Source organism: Paraburkholderia sabiae, from assembly GCF_030412785.1.
GTDB lineage: Bacteria > Pseudomonadota > Gammaproteobacteria > Burkholderiales > Burkholderiaceae > Paraburkholderia > Paraburkholderia sabiae.
Genome location: NZ_CP125296.1, coordinates 1,813,781 through 1,834,613 on the forward strand (window position 1 = coordinate 1,813,781; position 20,833 = coordinate 1,834,613).

General features: G+C 63.3%; 17 protein-coding genes. 9 read left to right on the forward strand and 8 right to left on the reverse strand.

Features of this window, described 5'->3' with window-relative positions; all coding sequences use genetic code 11:
• Positions 1-123: 123 nt before the first annotated feature.
• A complete protein-coding gene (locus QEN71_RS37655; RefSeq protein WP_201649914.1) occupies positions 124-1,635 on the reverse strand; it encodes a CoA-acylating methylmalonate-semialdehyde dehydrogenase in 1,512 nt (503 codons plus the stop codon).
• A 107-nt stretch (positions 1,636-1,742) separates the two neighbouring features.
• On the opposite strand from QEN71_RS37655, the gene QEN71_RS37660 reads away from it, so the two are divergent.
• Positions 1,743-2,684: a LysR family transcriptional regulator gene (locus tag QEN71_RS37660; RefSeq protein ID WP_201649913.1), complete on the forward strand. Its 942-nt coding sequence runs from the start codon at positions 1,743-1,745 to the stop codon at positions 2,682-2,684.
• 71 nt (positions 2,685-2,755) lie between these two features.
• On the opposite strand, the gene QEN71_RS37665 is transcribed toward QEN71_RS37660, so the two are convergent.
• From QEN71_RS37665 to QEN71_RS37675, 3 genes are all read right to left on the reverse strand, one after another.
• Positions 2,756-3,028 (reverse strand): hypothetical protein, encoded by a 273-nt coding sequence (locus tag QEN71_RS37665; protein ID WP_201649912.1) that lies wholly within the window; start codon positions 3,026-3,028, stop codon positions 2,756-2,758.
• Positions 3,025-3,822, reverse strand: coding sequence for a hypothetical protein (locus QEN71_RS37670; RefSeq protein ID WP_201649911.1), 798 nt, complete (start codon positions 3,820-3,822; stop codon positions 3,025-3,027). Before QEN71_RS37670 ends, QEN71_RS37665 begins: the two co-directional genes overlap by 4 nt.
• Positions 3,823-3,979: 157 nt before the next feature.
• Entirely contained in the window at positions 3,980-4,819 is an 840-nt protein-coding gene (locus tag QEN71_RS37675; protein ID WP_201649910.1) for a helix-turn-helix transcriptional regulator, read from the reverse strand.
• Positions 4,820-4,918: 99 nt separating this feature from the next.
• On the opposite strand from QEN71_RS37675, the gene QEN71_RS37680 reads away from it, so the two are divergent.
• On the forward strand, positions 4,919-5,809 hold the full coding sequence (locus QEN71_RS37680) for an SDR family oxidoreductase (RefSeq protein ID WP_201649909.1): 891 nt from the start codon (positions 4,919-4,921) through the stop codon (positions 5,807-5,809).
• A gap of 46 nt (positions 5,810-5,855) precedes the next feature.
• On the opposite strand, the gene QEN71_RS37685 is transcribed toward QEN71_RS37680, so the two are convergent.
• A complete protein-coding gene (locus tag QEN71_RS37685) occupies positions 5,856-7,757 on the reverse strand; it encodes a methyl-accepting chemotaxis protein (RefSeq protein ID WP_201649908.1) in 1,902 nt (633 codons plus the stop codon).
• Between the two features lie 417 nt (positions 7,758-8,174).
• Here QEN71_RS37685 and QEN71_RS37690 point away from each other — a divergent pair, with 417 nt between their 5' ends.
• From QEN71_RS37690 to QEN71_RS37700, 3 genes are all read left to right on the forward strand, one after another.
• Positions 8,175-10,712: a PAS domain S-box protein gene (locus QEN71_RS37690; protein WP_201649907.1), complete on the forward strand. Its 2,538-nt coding sequence runs from the start codon at positions 8,175-8,177 to the stop codon at positions 10,710-10,712.
• Positions 10,713-10,814: 102 nt separating this feature from the next.
• Positions 10,815-11,063, forward strand: coding sequence for a hypothetical protein (locus QEN71_RS37695; RefSeq protein ID WP_201649906.1), 249 nt, complete (start codon positions 10,815-10,817; stop codon positions 11,061-11,063).
• Positions 11,064-11,462: 399 nt separating this feature from the next.
• Entirely contained in the window at positions 11,463-12,752 is a 1,290-nt protein-coding gene (locus QEN71_RS37700) for an MFS transporter (protein WP_201649905.1), read from the forward strand.
• Between the two features lie 67 nt (positions 12,753-12,819).
• Here the strand turns inward: QEN71_RS37700 and QEN71_RS37705 are convergent, their stop codons facing one another.
• Positions 12,820-13,863 carry a LacI family DNA-binding transcriptional regulator gene (locus QEN71_RS37705; protein ID WP_201650005.1) on the reverse strand — a complete coding sequence of 348 codons (1,044 nt, stop codon included), beginning with the start codon at positions 13,861-13,863 and terminating at the stop codon, positions 12,820-12,822.
• A gap of 104 nt (positions 13,864-13,967) precedes the next feature.
• On the opposite strand from QEN71_RS37705, the gene QEN71_RS37710 reads away from it, so the two are divergent.
• The 3 genes from QEN71_RS37710 to QEN71_RS37720 all read left to right on the forward strand — a co-directional run bounded on the left by QEN71_RS37710 (position 13,968) and on the right by QEN71_RS37720 (position 16,556).
• Positions 13,968-14,801, forward strand: a complete 834-nt coding sequence (locus tag QEN71_RS37710; RefSeq protein WP_201649904.1) for an NAD-dependent epimerase/dehydratase family protein — start codon at positions 13,968-13,970, stop codon at positions 14,799-14,801.
• A gap of 198 nt (positions 14,802-14,999) precedes the next feature.
• Positions 15,000-15,305 (forward strand): hypothetical protein, encoded by a 306-nt coding sequence (locus tag QEN71_RS37715; protein ID WP_201649903.1) that lies wholly within the window; start codon positions 15,000-15,002, stop codon positions 15,303-15,305.
• A 306-nt stretch (positions 15,306-15,611) separates the two neighbouring features.
• Positions 15,612-16,556, forward strand: a complete 945-nt coding sequence (locus tag QEN71_RS37720) for a hypothetical protein (RefSeq protein ID WP_201649902.1) — start codon at positions 15,612-15,614, stop codon at positions 16,554-16,556.
• 94 nt (positions 16,557-16,650) lie between these two features.
• Here the strand turns inward: QEN71_RS37720 and QEN71_RS37725 are convergent, their stop codons facing one another.
• A complete protein-coding gene (locus tag QEN71_RS37725; RefSeq protein ID WP_201649901.1) occupies positions 16,651-17,508 on the reverse strand; it encodes an oxidoreductase in 858 nt (285 codons plus the stop codon).
• A 117-nt stretch (positions 17,509-17,625) separates the two neighbouring features.
• Here QEN71_RS37725 and QEN71_RS37730 point away from each other — a divergent pair, with 117 nt between their 5' ends.
• Positions 17,626-18,555 (forward strand): LysR family transcriptional regulator, encoded by a 930-nt coding sequence (locus QEN71_RS37730; RefSeq protein WP_201649900.1) that lies wholly within the window; start codon positions 17,626-17,628, stop codon positions 18,553-18,555.
• Positions 18,556-18,633: 78 nt separating this feature from the next.
• Here QEN71_RS37730 and QEN71_RS37735 read toward each other — a convergent pair whose 3' ends face one another.
• Positions 18,634-20,805, reverse strand: a complete 2,172-nt coding sequence (locus QEN71_RS37735) for a M1 family metallopeptidase (RefSeq protein ID WP_201649899.1) — start codon at positions 20,803-20,805, stop codon at positions 18,634-18,636.
• Positions 20,806-20,833: the final 28 nt, after the last annotated feature.

The following is a 20,833-nucleotide window of genomic DNA, read 5'->3' on the forward strand; positions in this document are numbered from 1 at the left end:
CAGTTTTCAAATCGGGAATAATGCCTGGACGCGGCTTTATCTTCGGATTGATTCTTCAGACGCAAAAACGCAGCCCTTCGAAAAGAGCTGCGTTTTACAGGTGATTGCGAGTGAATGCGCGTGTTACTTCGCAGTCGGCATCGCGAATTCGGCGCCCTTCTCGATGCTTTCCGACCAGCGCTGCATGATCGACTTCTGCTTCGTATAGAAGCGCACGCCTTCTTCGCCATATGCGTGCGTATCGCCGAACAGGCTGCGCTTCCAGCCGCCGAAGCCGTGCCATGCCATCGGCACAGGAATCGGAACATTGATGCCGACCATGCCGACTTCGATGCGGCGGCCGAACTCGCGCGCGATGTGGCCATCGCTCGTGAAGCACGCGACGCCGTTGCCGAACTCATGTGCGTTGATCAGTTCGACGGCTTCCGTGAAGTCCTTGACGCGTACGCAAGCGAGCACCGGTCCGAAGATTTCTTCCTTGTAGATGCGCATCTCAGGTGTCACGTTGTCGAACAGCGTGCCGCCCGTGAAGAAGCCGTCTTCATGACCCGCCACCTTCAGACCGCGACCATCGACGACGAGCGTCGCGCCTTCCTTCACGCCCTCGGCGATATAGCCTTCGATCCGCTCCAGCGCCTGGCGCGTGACAATGGGACCCATTTCGGCGTCGGACTCCATGCCATTCTTCACGATCAGCGTGCGGGCACGCTCGGCGAGTCGCGGCATGATCTTCTCGGCCACGTCGCCGACCAGCAGTGCGACGGAGATCGCCATACAACGCTCGCCCGCCGAACCGTAGGCGGCGCCGATGAGTGCGTCGACGGCCTTGTCGATATCGGCGTCGGGCATCACCACCATATGATTCTTCGCGCCGCCCAGCGCCTGCACACGCTTGCCGTGCTTCGCGCCCGTTTCGTAGATGTAGTTCGCAATCGGCGTCGAACCGACGAAGCTCACAGCCTTCACAGCCGGATGCGTGAGGAGCGCATCGACGACGACCTTGTCGCCCTGCACGACGTTGAACACGCCATCGGGCAAGCCCGCTTCTTTCAGCAGTTCAGCCATGAACAGCGCCGCCGACGGATCGCGCTCGCTCGGCTTCAGGATGAACGTGTTGCCCGTTGCGATCGCGACCGGGAACATCCAGCACGGCACCATGCACGGAAAATTGAACGGCGTGATGCCCGCGACGACGCCCAGCGGCTGACGCATCGTCCAGTTGTCGATGCCCGTCGAGACCTGTTCCGTGTAGTCGCCCTTCAGCAGTTGGGGAATGCCGCACGCAAATTCGATCACGTCGATGCCGCGCGACACTTCGCCCTGCGCATCGGAGAAGACCTTGCCGTGCTCCGCCGTGATGATCGCTGCGAGTTCGTCGCGATGACGGTTCATCAGTTCAAGGAAACGCAGCATGACGCGCGCGCGCTTGATGGGCGGCGTGTCTGCCCACTTCGGAAACGCGGCCTTCGCACTCGCGACAGCCGCGTCGACATCGGCGGCTTCGCCGAGCAGCAGCTTGCGGGCTCGCGCGCCCGTCGCCGGATTGAAAACGGCCTGACTACGGCTTCCCGTTCCGTTGACGCGCTGGCCGTGAATGAAATGACCCACATCTGCGCTGTCGGTAAAAGCTTGCATGTCGCTCCTCCTTCGTGATTGGCGTTGATTGAAGTGTAGAAAGCAGCGGACACGCTGGAAAGAGGCTAACATTGAAATCAATGTTTGCCACCGTGAACAATCAGTGTATGGAAACGCAAAATATCGAAGATCTGTGGACGCATCTGCACTGGCTCACGATGCTCGCCGAACAGGGCACCTACACGGCCGCCGCCGCGCGCCTCGGTGTGAGCAAGGCGGCGATGAGCCAGCGCATTTCCGAACTGGAGCGCGCGGCCGGTATTTCGCTCGTGCAGCGCACGACGCGCAGCGTGCGTCTGACGGAAGCCGGCCAGCAACTCGTCGACGCCACGCGCGGCCAGTATGCGCAGATCGCGGCGAGCTTCGCGCAGGTCCGCGAACTGTCGGGCGTGCCGCGCGGACAGGTGCGCGTCACGGCGCCCGTCGCATTTGCGCGGCAGCAACTGGTGCCGAAACTGCCGGAATTTCTGTCGGCGAATCCGGCGGTTCGCGTGCAACTGGAAGTGTCGGATCGCATTGTGTCGCTTGCCACGGAGGGCTTCGATCTCGCGGTCCGTCACAGCGCGGAGCCGCCCGATACACACGTCGCGTGGAAACTGTGCGACACGCATTCCGTGATCGTCGCGACGCGTGCGTATTTGCGCAAGCGCGGCACGCCGAAGTCGCCCGACGATCTCGCCGCGCACGATTGCCTGTTTTATCCGCGCTCGACGGGTGAACCGATGTGGTCGTTCGAACGCAAGACGGCGCGCAAGAACGCCGCGCGGCCCATCACGTTGCCCGTCAAAGGCCAGTTCTGCGCGAACAACAGCGAGACGCTGCGCGACGCCGCGCTCGAAAGCCTCGGCATTGCGCTCGTGCCGGATTTCACCGCGCAGGCCGCCGTGCAGGCGGGGAAGCTGGTGGTCGTGCTGCCCGACTGGCGCGTGACGGGGGCGTTTGCCGAGCAGTTGTATATCGTGCGGCCTTACGCGTCGCATGTGCCGCGCGCGGTTGGGCTGTTTGTCGGCTATTTGCGCGAGCGTTTTGCCAATGGGTTTCCTGTTTGATGGATCACACTCGCAGCCGGGATGACTGGCGCTGCCGACCCGGCTTTCGTGTTCCTGTGCACGGCAGCGCGTCATTCTCTCGGCGCCGAGTCAGATTGCTGAGTCACGGTGACGTACTGCTTGAGTTCCGGCTGATCGATCGCCAGCAACAAGAGCACTGCCCCGCCGAGTTGCCTCGCGAACTCATCGTCCAGCGAAAACGAGCGTTCTTCAAGGGACCACGGCATCACGAGTGCTCGCTGCCTCAGCGCGGCAGCCGCGTCCCGGTCGACGGTGCATGTTTGTATCTGTTGACCGTCCTCGTCGTAGGTAATCAATACACAGCGCGGACCGCGTTTGCTCATCCCATTCCCCTTAAACAATATGCGTAACGGTTCATTGCGCGCTCTTTGCACACGCTCCAGGCAGACCGATTCATCGCGGCGTAAGCACCGCACTCAGCCATGTCAGCTTCGTATTGCATTTCGCATTCAGCCTCCTCTGCCGGAGTAAGGAATACCCCCACATCCTGTTCTGCATCGCCGATGGCGTCCGGCGCATAGTCGAACGGCTGCGCATCGCTGAGCAGCGTTGGCTCGCCGGCATCGTCAGCAAGCGCCGAGATATCACCCGCTCCATCGTCGACGGCGACCGCCGCTTCGCCGCGAGAACTGTTGAGCGCGGTGGCGATACTGCCATCGGGCAGCACATCGCCCGGATTGGCCTGCCATTTTGCAAGCCAGTCATTGGGTGGCATACGCAGCCGTGCGAGGCCCGCGGAGTAAGAGGCAGCGCATGCGAGGCGGGACGCGCCTTTGAAGAGCTGAGACGGCGTGAAGGTCGCCACGCGCGGCTTCGGGTTGCTGCTTCCGCTACTGCCCGCCCCCGTGTAACGCGGCGGATCGGGTATCGCGACAATATCGCCCGTCTCGATCGCGCGCCTGACCTTAAACATCGCATCCGCCGCCGTCTCGCTATCGAGGCCGAGAAGACCGCACAGTTCACGCATCAACGCGTCATCACGGCTCCAGACGAACGCGTCAGCCAGAAATGCTTTCGTGGCATCGGCAGCGCGCTGCTTATCGGCATATCGCACGAAAGCATCGCGACGAAGGCGCAATGTCAGCGAGCGATCGGCCAGCCTGATTTCTTTACCCACCCCTTCCTCCGCGCGACTGGACAGAGCGGATATACCTAGCACAACGGCACATCTTGTTTGCAAAACTTCGTCAATTTGCCGGGCTTCGCGACGTGCCAACCGCCAACGCAAGCGCGTCTTTTCTCTCCACTTTCGCGCAGGGAAAACACCCGCCGCGCTAAACCCCGACTCCCTCCGAATAGCTGGAAATCAACGACTTCACACGTCGTTCCGCCTCGTCTGATGCGGGCGTGTAGACCACGAGACTGAGATCCGGCCGCCCATGCACGGCGAACGCCGAATACTCCAGTTCGATCAATCCCAGCACGGGATGCACGATCGACTTCGAGCCTTCTTCGTTGGCGCTCACGTCCTTGGCGCGCCACAGCGCGTCGAACTCGGGACTCTGCTCACTCAGTTCATCGACGAAAGCCTGAATGCTCTTCGCCGCGCCGCTGCGCGCCACATCCGCGCGAAATGCGGCCACCACGAACCGCGCGACACTCGGCCAATCGGGCTGCGCGGCACGCACATGAGGATCGAGAAAGATGAGCCGCAAGATGTTGCGATCGCGTGGCTCGAGCGCCGAGTAATCGGTCAGCACCGCTTGCGCCGCGCGATTCCACGCGACGATATCCCACGTCGACGTTCTCACGACGGCGGGACTGAATTCCATCGCGTCGAGCACGCGCTGCATGCGCGGCGACACGCTGTCGGGAACCTGATAACGGACATCGGGCGCACGCCCTAGGCCGATCAGAAACAGATGCTCGCGCTCGACGTCCGTCAGCATCAACGCGCGCGCAATGCGGTCCAGCACGTTCGCCGACGGCGCGCCGCCGCGTCCCTGTTCGAGCCACGTGTACCACGTCGCGCTCACGTTCGCGCGCTGCGCGACCTCTTCGCGCCGCAGTCCCGGCGTGCGACGGCGCGCGACGGGCAGCCCCAGCGCCGCCGGATCGAGCTTAGTGCGGCGGTCTCTCAGATACGTGCCGAGCGGATTGTCGTTTGCGTCCATGCTTATCCTGTTAGTCCGTATACCTGTAAAACGTCACTACTTCACCCCGATACGCGATGCATAGATAGTAATCCCTCATCGATAGAGGAGGATTTCACCATGCGTGTCTTCGTGACGGGAGCAACGGGATTCGTCGGCTCGGCGGTGGTCGGCGAGCTGGTCGGTGCGGGTCATCAGGTGCTGGGTTTGGCTCGCAGCGATGCCGGCGCGCAAGCGCTCGCCGCAGTGGGCGCGCAAGTGCAGCGCGGATCGCTCGAAGATCTCGACGCGCTCAAACGCGGCGCAGCGCAAGCGGATGCCGTCGTGCATACCGCGTTCATTCACGACTTCTCGAAGTTCGCCGAGAACTGCGAGACCGACAGGCGCGCGATCGAAGCGCTCGCCTCGGTCGTCGGTGTTGAGCGTCCGCTGATCGTGACGTCGGGTCTTTCGCTGAAGCCATCAGGCCCGCTCGCTACCGAGGACGATGATGCGATGCCCGCGTCGGCGGCATATCCGCGGCTGTCTGAGGCAACGGCCATGTCGCTGGTCGAGCGCGGTGTGCAGGCGTCGGTAGTGCGGCTGCCGCCTTCCGTGCATGGCGACGGCGACCATGCGTTCGCGCCGATGCTGATCGCGCTCGCACGTGAGAAAGGCGTGTCGGCGTATATCGGCGAAGGGCTGAACCGTTGGCCCGCCGTGCATCGGCTGGATGCCGCGAGAGTCTATCGGCTGGCATTGGAGCGCGGCAACGGTCCCGCGCGCTATCACGCGGTCGCCGATGAAGGCGTGCCGTTCAAGGAGATCGCGGAAGTGATCGGACGTCGGCTGAATGTGCCCGTGGTCTCGCTGTCAGCCGATGAAGTCGCGCAGCATTTCGGCTGGTTCGCGGTGTTCGCGGGAATGGGCGTGCCGGCGTCGAGCGAGAAAACGCGCGCGCTGCTGGACTGGCAGCCGAAGCAGGCCGGGTTGCTCGCCGATATCGACCATCCGCGTTATTTCGCAAAGTAAGAAGAAGCGATACGGGCTCTTCGCGGGCCCATATCGCCGGTCAACCTCACACCGTCTCTGCCGACTTCAACCGGAACGCCGACACCGCCTCATCCAGTTGCCGCCCCTGATCTTCGAGCGAACGCGACGCAGCCGCCGCCTGCTCCACCAGCGCGGCGTTCTGCTGCGTGACGTCATCCATCTGCGTGATCGCGAGATTCACCTGCGCGATGCCGCGGCTCTGTTCTTCCGACGCCGCCGCGATCTCGCTCATGATTGCCGTGACCTGGCCGACGGCGCGCGTGACTTCCGTCATCGTCGCGCCCGCTTCGCCCGCGAGCGACGAGCCGTCGCGGATCCGGTCGACGGATGCGCCGATCAGTTCCTTGATCTCCTTCGCCGCGCTCGACGAGCGCTGCGCGAGGCTGCGCACTTCGCTCGCGACCACCGCGAAGCCGCGGCCGTGCTCGCCCGCACGCGCCGATTCGACGGCGGCATTGAGCGCGAGAATATTCGTCTGGAACGCGATGCCTTCGATTAAACCTGTGATATCGGCGATGCGGTTCGAACTCTGGCTGATGTCGGTCATCGTCGATACGACGCGCTCGACGGCTTCGTGACTGCGGCGCGCCACATTGGAGGCATCGCTCGCAAGCGTGCTCGCCTGACGTGCGCTCTCGGCGTTCTGTTTGACAGCCGCCGTCAGTTCTTCCATGCTCGCGGCTGTTTCTTCGAGCGCCGCAGCCTGCTGCTCGGTGCGCGCCGACAGATCCGCGTTGCCCGCTGAAATCTCGCCCGTCGCCGTGCGCAGCAGCGCGCTGCTGCCGCGAATTTCCAGCAGCACGCCATTCAGCTTCTCGACGAACGCATTGAACTGCACGGCGAGCACACCGACTTCGTCGTTGCTGCCGACAGGCAAACGTCGCGTGAGATCGCCGTCGCCGGAAGCGATGTCCTGCATGTTGTTCGACAGCTGACGCAGCGGCGCTGTCAAACGTCTGCCGAGCGCCGTCGTCAGCGAAAGCGCGACCAGCAGCACGACGACACCCACGCCGATCAGCATCGCGCTCAGCCGGTTCGCCGACGCCATCATCTCAGCATGCGGAATCAGGCCGATGTACTTCCAGCCGAGTTCAGGCGATGTGTACACAACGGTATCGTAACGGTCACCGCCGATATCGACGGCCAGCGTGCCGTTCGCCAATGCCGCGAGATCGCGATAGCCGTCGCCGAGATCCTTCAGCGCCTTGAAGTTGTGCGCGGCATCGTGCGGATCGACGAGCACCGTGCCGCTGTCCTCGACGACCATCAGATAGCCCGTTTCGCCGAAGCGCACCTGGCCGATCATCTTCGCGAAGCCGTCGAGCGAAATGTCCATGCCGAGCACGCCGAGCGGCTTGCCTTGCGCGTTCTGGATCGACCGCACGAAGCTGATGATCACGTTGTTGTCGCCGCCCGAGTTCGCATACGCGGCCGTGCGCCGCACGCCGCCCGCCGCCTGCATGCCTTGCACGTACCACGGACGCTCGCGCGGATCGTAGTGATCGCTCGTGAACTTGCCCTTCGGCCATTGCACGTAGCCGCCCCACTGCGTGCCCGCATACACGTAGCGCAGGTCGGGATGACTGTCGCCGAAACGTTGCAGCAGATGAAAGATGTCCGTCTCGACGCCGCCGTTAGTGTCGGGCGTCATCTGTCCGCCGTGTGTCAGGTAGTTGGTGACCGACTGGTCCGCGGATTGCACGAGCGGCAGGTCCGACAGAAACACGACGTTGTCGTGAATCCGCTTGAAGGTCTCGCGCAGGCTGCCGTCGATCTGCCGGATCTGGCCGAAGCCGGCGTCGTTGAAGTTGTCGACGGCCTGACGGCGGACATTGAGAGTCGCGTACAGCGTAATGGCCAACATGGTCGCGGCAAGCGCCACGCCGAAGATGAGACTCAGTTTGACTGCGATGGAGCGCATGCCCATGCGTGATTCCCCGTCCGAATGCGTTGAGTGAGGCGGATTCCGGACGGCCTTAGCCGGGTCCAGGCTCGCGCCGTTTGCGTCTGCCGCCTATTACGGTCGCGCCGCGCAGGGTCTGAACGGAGTGCATTTTTTATAATTGACTCTATCCGATATGCATGTGCCTTCGAACCATCACCTCTATCGTTGCCGAAACCAGACTACAGCCGGACGACGCGTAAAGCTTGAACCTGGCAACTACACGCGATACTCGATCCGCGTCGGGCTATATCGCGCGCTTGAGCGCCCGCTGCGCAAGCGTGTATAAACGTTGAAAGAGCACTTCGCACCTCTATGCATGCTGCATTGGAATGCCGCATGCATCTCAACATGATGTATCCAACGCTCGCGCCACCGACGTAGAACGGAGCTTGCCTCACGATGAATGCCAGCCAGGACAGACAGATCGATACGACCGACACCACCACCCTGCTCAATCGCGAGCGCTCGACGAATGCCCGCCTGCGAAAGCTGATCGACGCGCATTCCAGAATCGCCGCGGCGAAGCTGGACCTCGACCGCTTCCTGTCGCTCGTCACCGATTCGCTGCTCGAACTGGTGCCTGCCGCGCATGCGTCGGTGGTCGAATGGGTCGATGGCGAGGACATGGTGTATCGCGCGTGCAGCGGCACGATCGCGCATCACGTCGGTCTGCGCCTCAAGCGCGACGGCAGCCTGTCGGGACTGTGCTCGCTGGAAAAGCATCTGCTGTACAGCGTCGATACGGCGGACGATCCGCGCGTCGATGCAGCCGCATGCCGACGCGTCGGCGCGGCGTCGATGATCGTCGCGCCGCTGCTGTATCAGTCGGAAGTCGCGGGTGTCGTCAAGTTGATGGCAGGCAGTGCGAGCGCCTTCTCGAACGAAGACATCGAGACGCTCGAACGGATCACGTCGCTCGTCGCGTCGGGCATGGCGCATCAGCGCGTATTCGCTGAGAACCGCGCGCTGATCGAGCAGAACACCATCACGATCGCGCGGCTGCGCACCGAAATCAGCCTGCGCGAAGCCGCCGACAGCAAGCTCGAAGCGTCGCTGCGCCGCCGCCGTCTCGTGCTCGACACGACGCACGACGCATTCGTCTGTACCGACGCCGACGGCATCATCATCGAATGGAACGATGCCGCGACGCGCACCTTCGGCTATGCGCGCGACGCCGTCATGGGACGCCCGATACTCGACACGCTGTTTCCCGCGCGCTGCAAGGCGCGCTACGCCGAACTCGACGTGTTCAGGATCTCGCCGGAACCGCATCCGGAGGAATCCTCGCACCGCAGCCGCACGGAACTGATCGCGCGGCGCATCGACGGTAACGAGTTTCCCGCGGAACTGTCCGTGTGCCCCGTGCAGTTCGACGGACACGTCGAACTCGCGTACTTCGTGCGCGACGTCACCGAGCGTTTCAGCGCGCGCGAACTCGACAAGCGCTTTCGCGTGCTGGTCGACGCGATCAAGGACTATGCGATCACGATGCTCGACTCGCAAGGCAATATCACGACATGGAGCGCGGGCTCGACCCAGGTGATGGGCTATGCGCCGAACGAAGTGCTCGGCCAGTCGGCGTCGCTCTTTTACACGCCCGAAGATGTCGCGGCAGGCAGGCCGCAGCGCGATCTTCAACTCGCCGCGCGCGAAGGCCGCATCGAAATGGAAGAGTGGCGCGTGCGCAAGAACGGCACGATCTTCTGGGCGAACATCATCACGACGGCGCTGCGCGATCCGAACGGCGCGCTGCAGGGTTTCGCGAAGATCACGCGTGACATGTCGCGGCGGCGGCGCCTCGAAGAACTCGAAGCATCGAGCCAACGCATGAGCCAGTTCCTCGCACTGCTCGGCCACGAACTGCGCAATCCGCTCGCGCCGCTGCGCAACGCGGTGAGCATGCTGCAACTGAAATCCGCCGATCATCACGGCTTCGTACCCGAGCACGAACTGATCGACCGGCAGCTGTCGCATCTGACGCGGCTCGTCGACGATCTGCTCGACGCGGGGCGGGTCACGCTGGGACGCGTGCAGATCGAACCGAAGCCGGTGTCGATGCAGGCCATCGCGCAACTGAGCATCGAAGGCAGCGCGCCGCTGCTGGCCGCGCGCGACCAGACGCTCGATGTCGTGATGCCTGATACGCCGATGTATATCGAAGGCGATCTCACGCGGATGGTGCAGGTCGTGCAGAACCTGTTGAACAACGCGTCGAAGTTCAGTCCGGCGGGCGCGTCGATCGGCTTGCAGGTGTTCCGCTCGGGGCGGCTGCTCGCGATACGCATTTACGATTCGGGACGCGGCATCGATCCCGATGCGATCGATGCGATCTTCAACCTGTTCGTGCAGGAAACGCCGACGGAAGAACAGGCCGACAAGAGCGGGCTCGGCATCGGGCTGACGCTGGCGCGCGCGATCGTCGATCTGCACGGCGGCCATATCGAAGCGCACAGCGAAGGACGCGGCAAGGGCAGCGTGTTCACCGTGTGGCTGCCCGAATGCAATCATGTGATCGCCGACGAAGGCAAGCGCGACGAAGAGCCCGCGCCCGCGCAAGCCGTCGATCTGAAAGTGATGGTCGTCGACGACAACATCGATTCCGCCGACAGCATGGCGACGCTCGTGCAGGTGCTCGGCCACGAAGCGCACGCCGTGTACGACGGCGCAGCGGCCATCGATCTCGCGCACACGCTGCAACCCGATCTCGTGCTGCTCGATCTGTCGATGCCGAAGATGACGGGCTTCGAGGCTTTGCCGCATATCCGCAAGGCGCTTACCGCGTCGGGCGCCGTGATCGCGGCGATGACGGGGCTCGGCACGAGCGAAGACCGCGCGCGGACGGAAGCCGCCGGCTTCGACCTGCATCTGACCAAGCCCGTCGATCTGCCCGAGCTGGAAGGCGTGCTGCAGATTGCCGTCAAGCACGTGCGCGACTAGCGGCAGCCTTGCACCGGCGCACGCTTACCGATCCTTCCGGATGCTCAAGAAGCGAACTCCACGGACGTTACCGAGGACAGTACTTTCAAGCGAGGATCGAACGTGGAAACAGTCAACCCGGAACTTATCGCGCGGCTCGTGCGGATCAATCCTGTCGTGATCGTCAACGGCGAGACGTCGCGCTCGCTGCGCTATCACGGCAAGCGCAACGTGCGCGCGCTGATGGGCTTTCTCGGCATGTATCGCGACATGCGCGCGCTGGTGTACAGCCATTCGGCAAGCGGCCGGCAGATGTGGCTTGATGTGCAGACGGGACGGGTGTCGCAATTGCCTGTACGGCTGCCGAATTGAGGGTGGTGCAGCCGATGCCGCGCATTGGCAACTGATTCGATCGCTTCTCACTGCCCCTTTCCCACGGCGGGCGCGGTGCGCCCGCCCGCCGTCGATGTCTTTCCCGACACGCAACTTTCGGCTCCCGTCCATCCCACTATCTGCACGCCGCTAAGAAAACGATTAACTTCATCAACGCGATTTTCACGGCTCATAGCACCGCGCTACGGCGCACGTAGCGAAAACACGTACTAGCCAAGCGCCTCCAAACCTTCTATTCTTAGAAAAACGTTTTCCAAAACGTGACGGACCCATGCTCGCGCCAGCCCGACCGACCGCGCGACGCATTCCGCCCCGGCGCTCGTCGCCGGCCATGAAAAGACCGCGGCGCGACGAGCGATGCCGCGAATGGAGACATACATGCAATCTGCCGTCGTCGGCGTGGTGCGCACCGCCAGCCGCTTCCGCTGGACCGTCTGTGCGCTACTTTTCTTCGCCACCGTCATCAATTACATGGACCGGCAGATTCTCGGTCTGCTCGCGCCGCTGCTTCAGCACGAGATCGGCTGGACGCAGGTGCAGTACGGCCGCATCGTGATCGCGTTCTCCGCCTTTTATGCAATCGGCCTGTTGTGCTTCGGACGGGTCGTCGACTGGCTCGGCACGCGCATTTCGTACGCGGGCGCGATGCTGATCTGGAGCATCGCCGCGATGCTGCACGCGGCCGTCGGCTCGGTGATGGGCTTTGCGGCCGTACGCGCGCTGCTCGGCATCGGCGAAGGCGGCAACTTCCCGGCCGCCATCAAGACCACGGCCGAATGGTTCCCGCGCCGCGAGCGCGCGCTCGCCACGGGCATCTTCAACTCCGGCGCGAACATCGGCGCGGTGTTTGCGCCCGCCATCATCCCCGCGATCGCCGTGATGTACGGCTGGCGCGCGGCGTTCGTGATCATCGGCGCGATCGGTATCGTGTGGCTGGCTGTGTGGCTCGCGGTCTATCGTCCCGCTGACCGCAGCGCGCAAGACGAAGCGTTCGACGAACCGCGCGACGAAGTCGAAGCACTCGACGCGCGCCACGCGAACGCCCGCGCACCCGGCTGGGGCGAACTGATCAAAAAGCGCGAAACGTGGGCGTTCCTGATCGGCAAGTTCCTGACCGATCCGGTCTGGTGGTTCTACCTGTTCTGGCTGCCGAAGTGGCTCAACGAATCGCGCGGCATGGACATGCAGCACATCGGCTTGCCGCTCGTCGTCATCTACGCGATCACGACGGTCGGCAGCATCGGCGGCGGCTGGATTTCGTCGAGCCTGCTGCGCAAAGGCTGGACCGTGAACGCCGCGCGCAAGACGGCCATGCTGATCTGCGCGTGCTGCGTGCTGCCCATCGCGTTCGTGTCGCAGGCAGAGAACCTGTGGGTGGCTGTCGGCATCGTCGGTCTCGCAGCGGCTGCGCACCAGGGCTGGTCGGCGAATCTGTTCACGACGGCATCGGATCTCTTCCCGCGCCGTGCGCTCGGCGCTGTGGTCGGTATCGGCGGGATGGCGGGCTCGATCGGCGGTGTTCTGTTCTCCGAAGTGATCGGCCAGGTGCTGCAACGCACGGGTCACTACTGGGTGCTGTTCGCGATCGGCGCACTCGCCTATCTGCTCGCACTCGCGATCATGCACGTGCTCACGCCGCGCATGTCGCCCGCGAAGCTCGATGCGTAATCACGCATGGCGCGCCGCCTCGCGCGGCGCGCGTGCCGCAATACAGCGCGTGAGCTGCACGAGCCGTTCAGCCCAAAGCAGCCGTCGATTCCCGCACGATCAAACGCGGCTCGAACATCGAATGCTCGGCCTCGCTGTGACCTGCCAGACCGTCGATGAGCTTCTGCATCGCGAGTTCGCCCATCTTCTCGCTCTGGATATCGACGGTGGTGAGCGCGGGCGCAGCGTACTCGCCGTAAGGCACGTTGTCGACGCCCGTCACGGACACGTCGCGCGGCAGCTTGAAGCCGAGCGACGCCGCTTCCTTCATGAAGCCGAGCGCGATCAGATCGTTGTAGCAGATCACCGCCTGCGGCCGCTGCGGTCCGAGCATCACGCGCGAGCAGGCCTGTTCGCCCGCCTGCGCGGTCGGCGCGTGCGCGTCGTGCACATCGAGCGAGAGTCCCGCTTCGTCGAGACACTCGCGCACGCCGCGAATCCGCTCGTCGTTGATGCGCGCCTGGCCGAAGCCGAGATACGCGATATGCCGATGCCCGAGATTCAGCAGATGACGCGCGAGCATGTACGTCGCGAGCCGGTTGTCGATGCCGACGCTCGGAATCGGCAGGCCCGGACTGCGCCGCAGCAGCACGAGCGGCTTGTTGAGGTCGAGCATCCACTGCGATTCTTCGTCGGGCATGCGCGAACTGACGATCAGCCCGTCGACACGTTGCGCGAGCGCTTCGATCAGCGAACGCTCGCGCGCCTGGTTTTCTTCGGTATCGACGAGCAGCAGCGTGTAGTCGTGCTGAAGCGCGACGCGGTTCGCGCCCTTCACGACGTTCGTGAAGTGCGGATTGCTGATGTCGAGAATCGCGAGGCCGATGGTGCGCGTGCGGCCCGTGATCATCGACCGCGCGAGCGGGTTCGAGCGATAGCCGAGCTGCTCGATCGCTTCCTTGAGCCGCGCTTCGACGGCGGGAGAAAACCGCTGCGCGCCGTTGATGTACTTGGACACGGTGGCGACGGACACGCCCGCCGCGACGGCGACGTCGCGAATCGTCGGGGAAACTTTTTTCATCGGGAGGGTAACGTTTTCGTTTGCCTTACCCGATTGTCGCAGAAAACGCATCGGGCGAAACCGGTGCATGCCCCGATGGAACAGCATCATTGACGCACTCCTTGCGTCGCCCTTATAGTTGGAAAACGTTTTCCTGAATTTATCGAAGGATCATCATGAACGAGACATCTGCTGTGCCGCGCAAGCCGTTCCGTCGTCTGCTGCTGACGGGCGCGGGCGGCAATCTGGGCCGCCAGCTGCGCGACGCGCTGGCCGCGTGGGCCGACATTGTGCGCGTGAGCGACATCGTCCCCGTGAGCGCGGCGGCCGCGCACGAAGAAGCGAGCGTCGTCGATCTGGCGGACCGCGAGGCCGTGATGCACATGGTCGAAGGCGTCGATGCGATCGTGCATCTGGGCGGCATTTCGATCGACGCGCCGTTCGACGACCTGATCGAATCGAATATCCGCGGCACGTACAACCTGTACGAAGCGGCGCGCAAGCACGGCGTGAAGCGCGTCGTGTTCGCCAGCTCGAATCACGCGATCGGTTTTCATCCCGTCACGGAAGTGCTCGACGCCGACGCGCCGACGCGTCCCGACAGCCTGTATGGCGTGACGAAGTGCTTCGGCGAATCGCTGTCGCGCTATTACTTCGACCGCTTCGGCATCGAGACGGTGTGTCTGCGCATCGGCTCGTCGTTCGAAGAGCCGAAGAATCCGCGCATGCTCGTCACGTACCTGAGCTATCGCGACTTCATCGAACTCGTGCGCTGTTCGCTCCTCACGAACCGTGTCGGCCATGCCGTCGTGTACGGCGCGTCGGACAACCCGATCAAGTGGTGGGACAACACGAAAGCGGGCTTCCTCGGCTTCCGTCCGCGCGACAGCTCGGTGCAGTTCGCCGAACGCTTCCCCGTCACAGGACCGACGCCCGAATACGACGACCCGGCACAGCGCTTCCAGGGCGGCGCATTCGTGCTCGGCGAACCGATGGAACGCAAGGCCTGAAGCACTTTGGTATGAGCTTAAATTGCCGTGCAACGCGGCATCTGCAGACATACAGACGCGCGATGCACGCACACATCGGCATCACGCGTCAACCCACTAACTGGCTGATCTGATTTATTTTTCTGAGCCGCAATGAATTGCCGGCTCCGTTTCGCAGCGTGTACCATGTGACCAGGGCAAACCCCTTGGAGGATGATCATGGACAGGCATGCAGTGCATTACAGGCGCCACGTCATCATCCCACTAGCGTCCGTTGCCGCTCGCGGATACGCAGCCAGCGTGTTCGTCACCGGCCCGAGCGGACGGCGTAAAGCCTTTGGGATCCTCGGCTATTTTTCTTCCGAGGAAGAGGCGATCGAGTACGCGACGTCATGCGCCAAGGCCCGCATCGAGGGCAATCCGATGCCGGGCTTACCGCGTAAGCTCAGTGCGATGCGGCACTGGTTCCTGCGACACGGCATGCGCCGTCAAACGGGGCTGTCTGCGGCCAATCCCTGGGATTGAGCGGACAATTTATCGTGCGATTCGTATCGTGCAACTCGCGCGCAATTTTTGACGCGCGTTCTCGACACGCAAACTAAACCGAAGCGACCGATAATCAGAGAGCTTCGACACGCCGCGTTCCATCCGCATGGCACGCACGGTGGTCATTCGCCGCCCTCGCCTCCATCGGGAAGCGCGTTTCTCTGCTATCGCTCGCGTGTTTTTCACCTGTCAGGCCTGCGAATTGCTCGTTTATTGTCTGATATATGACGCGAGCAGCCGGTTTATCATGGCCCGCTCACGTCACTTGAAAGATCGTCAGTACGTATGATGACCACCCGAAAGATTTTGATGATTCTCGCCGGGCTCGTGCTCGGCGCGGCATTGACCACGTACCTCATGGTGCTTCAGGCGGACCGCCGCGCGACGGCGGAAGCCACAGCAGGCATGGATGAGACCGCCAATCCTTCTGCCGCCGCAGATTCGCGCATCAGCGAAAATCATGTGACGGAAGGCAGCATCGGTTCGTCGGCGCCGCCGCCGAGTGCGGGGACAGGTACGAAGAGCGCCGCGATTCCGCAGCAGCCGGTCGCACCGGCGCCTGCTCCTGCCCCCGCTCCCGCAGCGCCCGCTCCGATGGCGGCAGCGCCTGCGCCCGTTGCGCCTGCTCCCGCGCCCGCACCCGCACCTATGGCTGCGGCTCCCGCTACGCCCGCACCCGCGCCTTCGACGAGCATGGCGATCACGCAGCAGAACGTGCAGCAGCAACCTCAGCCGCAACCTCAACCGAAGTCGGCGGCTGTTGCGTCGGTGAACGTGCCTGACGCGGCCGCGCCGAAGGTCGCGCCGGCACCGCGCGCACAACGCGGTCGCGATAGCCTCGATCGCCGTGCCAATGCATATCAAGGCGCGACGCCGGAAACGGAAGAACTCGTGCGGCAATCGGCGAAACTCGATCCGCTGTTGCCGCCTCCCGCTGCGCCGGCGCCGTCGACCCTTAACAGCGCGAATATGGATCAGCACAACACGTATCGCGGGTCGTACCATTCGGGCGCGGCGCAAACCGACCAGCTGGTGCGCGATTCGGCCAAGATCGATCCTTCGCTGCCGCCGCCGGATATGTCGGCGGTGCGCGCCGTGACGGAGCAACAGGCACGCAGCACGAAGCCGACCACCACCAACACGAACACGAATCCTGTTGCGGCCGCGCTGACGGACCAGCTGGTGCGCGACTCGGCCAAGCTCGATCCTTCGCTGCCGCCTCCGAAATAAGCCGCATTCCTCGTACGAAAACAAACAGCGCCGTGGCTCACGCAGCGGCGCTGTTGTTTTATGGTTTCGTCAGATCAATAACCAACCGCAGACGTCAAACCGGAAAGTCGGTGGATTGCGACAGCGCCTTCCACGTTTCCGTTTCCGTCGTCACGAACGCGTTCTTTTCCGCGATCGCCTTCAGCGTATCGGTGCCGAGCGGCAGGCGCACGGGCGGCGTTTGCGCATCGACGAGCGTCACGAGGGCCGTCGCCAGCTTCTCCGGATCGCCCGGCTGGTTGTGGTTCAGGTCGACGGCAATGCGGCGCACGTTGCCCGACGTCTCCTCGTAATCGTCGATGATCTCCTTGCCGACGACCAGCGACGATCCATCCAGAAAGTCCGTGCGGAAGTAGCCCGGCTCGACGACGGTCGCGTGAATGCCGAGCGGCTTCAGTTCCGCGTGCAGCGCTTCCGTGATGCCTTCGACGGCGAACTTCGTCGAGCAATACACGCCGAAGCCCGCGCCCGAGCGATACCCGCCGATCGACGACATGTTGATCACGTGCCCCGAGCGCTGCTTGCGCATCACGGGCAGCACGGCGCGCGTCACATTCAGCAGACCGAACACATTCGTGTCGTACATGCGGCGCACGTCGGCGTCGCCCGATTCCTCGACGGCAGCCAGCAGACCGAAACCAGCGTTGTTGATCAGCACGTCGATGCGGCCGAACTTCTCGACAGCCGCTTCGACGGCGGCTTTGGCTTGCGCTTCGTTCGTCACGTCGAGCGCGACGGGCAGCAAGGCGGGCGACTCGCCCAGCCGCTCGACGATCGCCGCGGCATTGCGGCCCGCGGCGACGACGGCGTTGCCATCGGCGAGCGCTGCTTCGGCGATCAGCGCGCCCAGACCGCGCGATGCACCCGTGATGAACCAGACGCGCTTGAACTGCTGTTTCGTGACGTTGTTCATTTGCTGCTCCTTCGTTCGTGGTGAAAGTGAAACGAAGAATAGGACGTCCGATTCGCATAAACTAGACGTCAAATGCTGGAGTGATAACCAACCCTTATTTGCTAATCGGAGAGCGCCGTGAACGAGGTCCGCGCCATTTCGATCTTTGTCCGCGCCGCTACGCTGGGCAATCTGCGCAAAGCTGCCGTCGATCAGGGCATTTCGCCTCAGGCGGCCAGCCACGCGGTGATGCAACTGGAAAAATCGCTCGGCGTGCGTCTGTTTCATCGGACGACGCGCAAGCTGAGCCTGACGGAAGAAGGCGAGCGGTTGCTGCAAAGCGTGGAGCCGGCGCTGGCGACGTTGTCGTCGGCGATCGACGATGCCCGTCGCGCGAAAGACGAAGTCGCCGGCCCGCTGCGCGTGAGCGCGCCGATGGCGCTCGGTCGCGCGGTGCTGTGGCCCGTGGTTCTCGAATTCGCCGCGCTTTATCCCGACGTGCAACTGGACGTGCGTTTCGACGATCACTTCACCGACCTCGTCAGCGATCGCGCCGACGTCGGCTTTCGCGGCGGGTCGCCGCCTTCGGGTGGCGCGATCGCACGGCGGCTGCTGCCCATTCAGTTGATCGTGTGCGCGTCGCCGGCGTATATCGAGCGGCATGGCAAGCCGATGTCCGTCGAAGACCTGGACGCGCATCGCTGCACCGGCTATCGGCGCGCGAACACCGGCAAGCTGGCGCCGTGGGAATTTCTGATCGGCAAGGAAATCGTCTATCGCGACGTGGCCGCGACGCTGTGCGCGAACGATATCGACGCGGAAACAGCGGCCGTTCTGGCGGGACTGGCGATCGGACAGCTGGGCAGCTTTTCGGCCGTCGAGCACATCCGCAGCGGACGGCTCGTGCCGCTGCTCACGCAGCACGTGACGCAGCGCGAGTCGATCTACATCTACTATCGCAGCCGCACCGAGCAGCCGCTGCGTGTGCGGACGTTCATCGACTTCATGATCGAACGGCTCGCTGACAACCGGGATTATTTTCTGCAACCCGCGGAACTGCGCACCTAGCGCTCAAGCAAAAACAACCGCGCGCTTCCACGCATACAGCGGGAAGCGCGCGACATGCTACGAATCAACCGATGCCGATCACTCCGTCTTGCTACGCGGCTTCAGCTTGCCCTGATAACGCAGGATCGGACGAACCGTTTCGACCTCCGGCGCAACCAGCATCTGACGACGCGCCATCGCACCCGCCGGCGGCGTGATCGAACCGATCGTCGTGGCACGCGACGGATCGGCGAGGCCCGAATTCACGAGCATCTTCGCTTCCATCTGCAGGTTGGTCAGCAGCACGGGGTCCGTCAACGCATTGGTTTGCGCAAGCAACTGACTCCATGCGTTGTTGCCGTAGTTCGTCACGTAGTAGTCGAGCCCGCTCGGGTCCGCGACGACGGCCGTACAACCGTTGACGCGCACCTGCATCTGCGTATCCTTCAGCGCGACCGTCTTGCGACGCGAGAGACCTTCGCCATACGCGAGCGTCAACGGAACCGTCCATTGAATGCCCGGGTACAGGTTCTGGTTCGGATACGGCGACTGCTTCAGCGTGACGACCGTCTGGTTGCTGGTCAGATCGCACTGCGTATCGAGCGTCACGAGCGGCACGCCCGTTTGCCGCACGAAGCTGTCGCCGATCGCGACCATCGGCTCGCCGCTCACCTTCGCCAGTTCGTCCCACAGACGCTTCGGCGTCGAGTTGCCGAGCGAGTAGTCGGCCAGATACGACTGCAGACCCTTGCGCATCACGCCATCGCCGAGATAGTTCTCGAGCATCTTCAACACGATGCCGCCCTTGTCGTACGTGAACGGACTGGCGCTCAACACGAAGTCGTTCGACGCCCAGTCGTTGAAGTTCGGCTGAACCGGGAACGACGTGTTCTTCAGGTCGCGCGACATCACCGCGTACTTGGTCTTCACTTCGTCGGTCCAGCTGAAGCGATCGGGGAAGAACTGAATCTTCGTCTTGTTCTCGAAGTACGTCGCGAACGATTCGTTCATCCACACATCGTCCCACCAGTCGAGCGTCACGAGATCGCCGAACCACTGGTGCGCGGCCTCGTGCGTAAGCACGGTCACGCCATAGTCGGACATCGGCGTGCCGGGCGGCGGAAGGATGTCGTCGGCGAATTCGAGAATGGCGCCCCAGTTCTCCATCCCGCCGAAGTTCAGATCCTTCTGCTCCTTGAACGCGTCGTTCGCGGCGATCGTGTCGAACTTCGTCAGCGGCAGCGGGATGCCCGTGTAGCGATAGTAGTAATCGAGCGCCTGCTTGGTCTGCTGCATCGCGGGCACGGCCCAGTCGCGCATGCCGGGCGGCGTGAAAATCCGCAGATGCAGATTCTTGCCGTCCTTCAGCGGACTCACGAAGTCGTCTTCGAGCGTGTCGAACATGCCGCCGCCGAAGAACAGCAGATACTGCGGCATCGGCGGCGTCTTCTCGAACGTCACGCGCTTGTAGCCGCTGTCGACATTGACGGACGGCCCTTCCGCGGCATTCGACACGACGCGCCAGTTCTGCGGCACTTCCGCCGACACTTCATACGTCATGCGGAACGCGGGCTCGTCCCAGCCCGGAAACCACTGACGCGCCAGGTTGGTTTCGCCTTGCGTGAGAATCGCGCCGCTCGTCTTGCCGTCGGTGCCCTTCAGGTCGACGCGGAACACGCCTTCCGCCGCCGAGCAGCCGGGATACGGATCGTCGCCGCAACTGCCGCCCGTTTTCGTTGCGGGGTCATCGTAGGTCTTGAAGTTGATAATGCCCGACCACTCCATGTGCAACGAATAATTGCCGGGATGAATCTGGCCGCTGATGGGCCGCAACTGATAGAAGTCGCCGTCGTCCTGCGGCGTCGCGATCAGCTGGATATTGCCCGGCTGCAGCGTCGTCTTGCCGTTCACGAACTTGATGCGGTGCCCCGCAATCACGATCTGGTTGACGTTCTTCTTCACCTGGATCTCGACGTCCGCGCGGCCGTCGAAGGTCGACAGATCGGCGTTCGGCCGGAACCACAGCTTGTAGTTGATCGGCTTCACCGTGTTGGGCAACTCGACGGGCGGCACCGTCTTGTTGACCGACTTGTCGGCGACGATGGGCGACGTCGGCGCAGACAACGCCGGTTGCGACGCGGGAACCGTCGCGCCCGTCTGCGCCGACTTGCTCGACGCGAGGCCTCCATCGTCTCCGCCACCACATGCACTTAACGCCAGCGTCGCAGCCAGCATCAGGCACTGCACATTTAACCGAAAACCTGGTCGCATGATTCGTCCTTATCGGATAAAGCAGCTC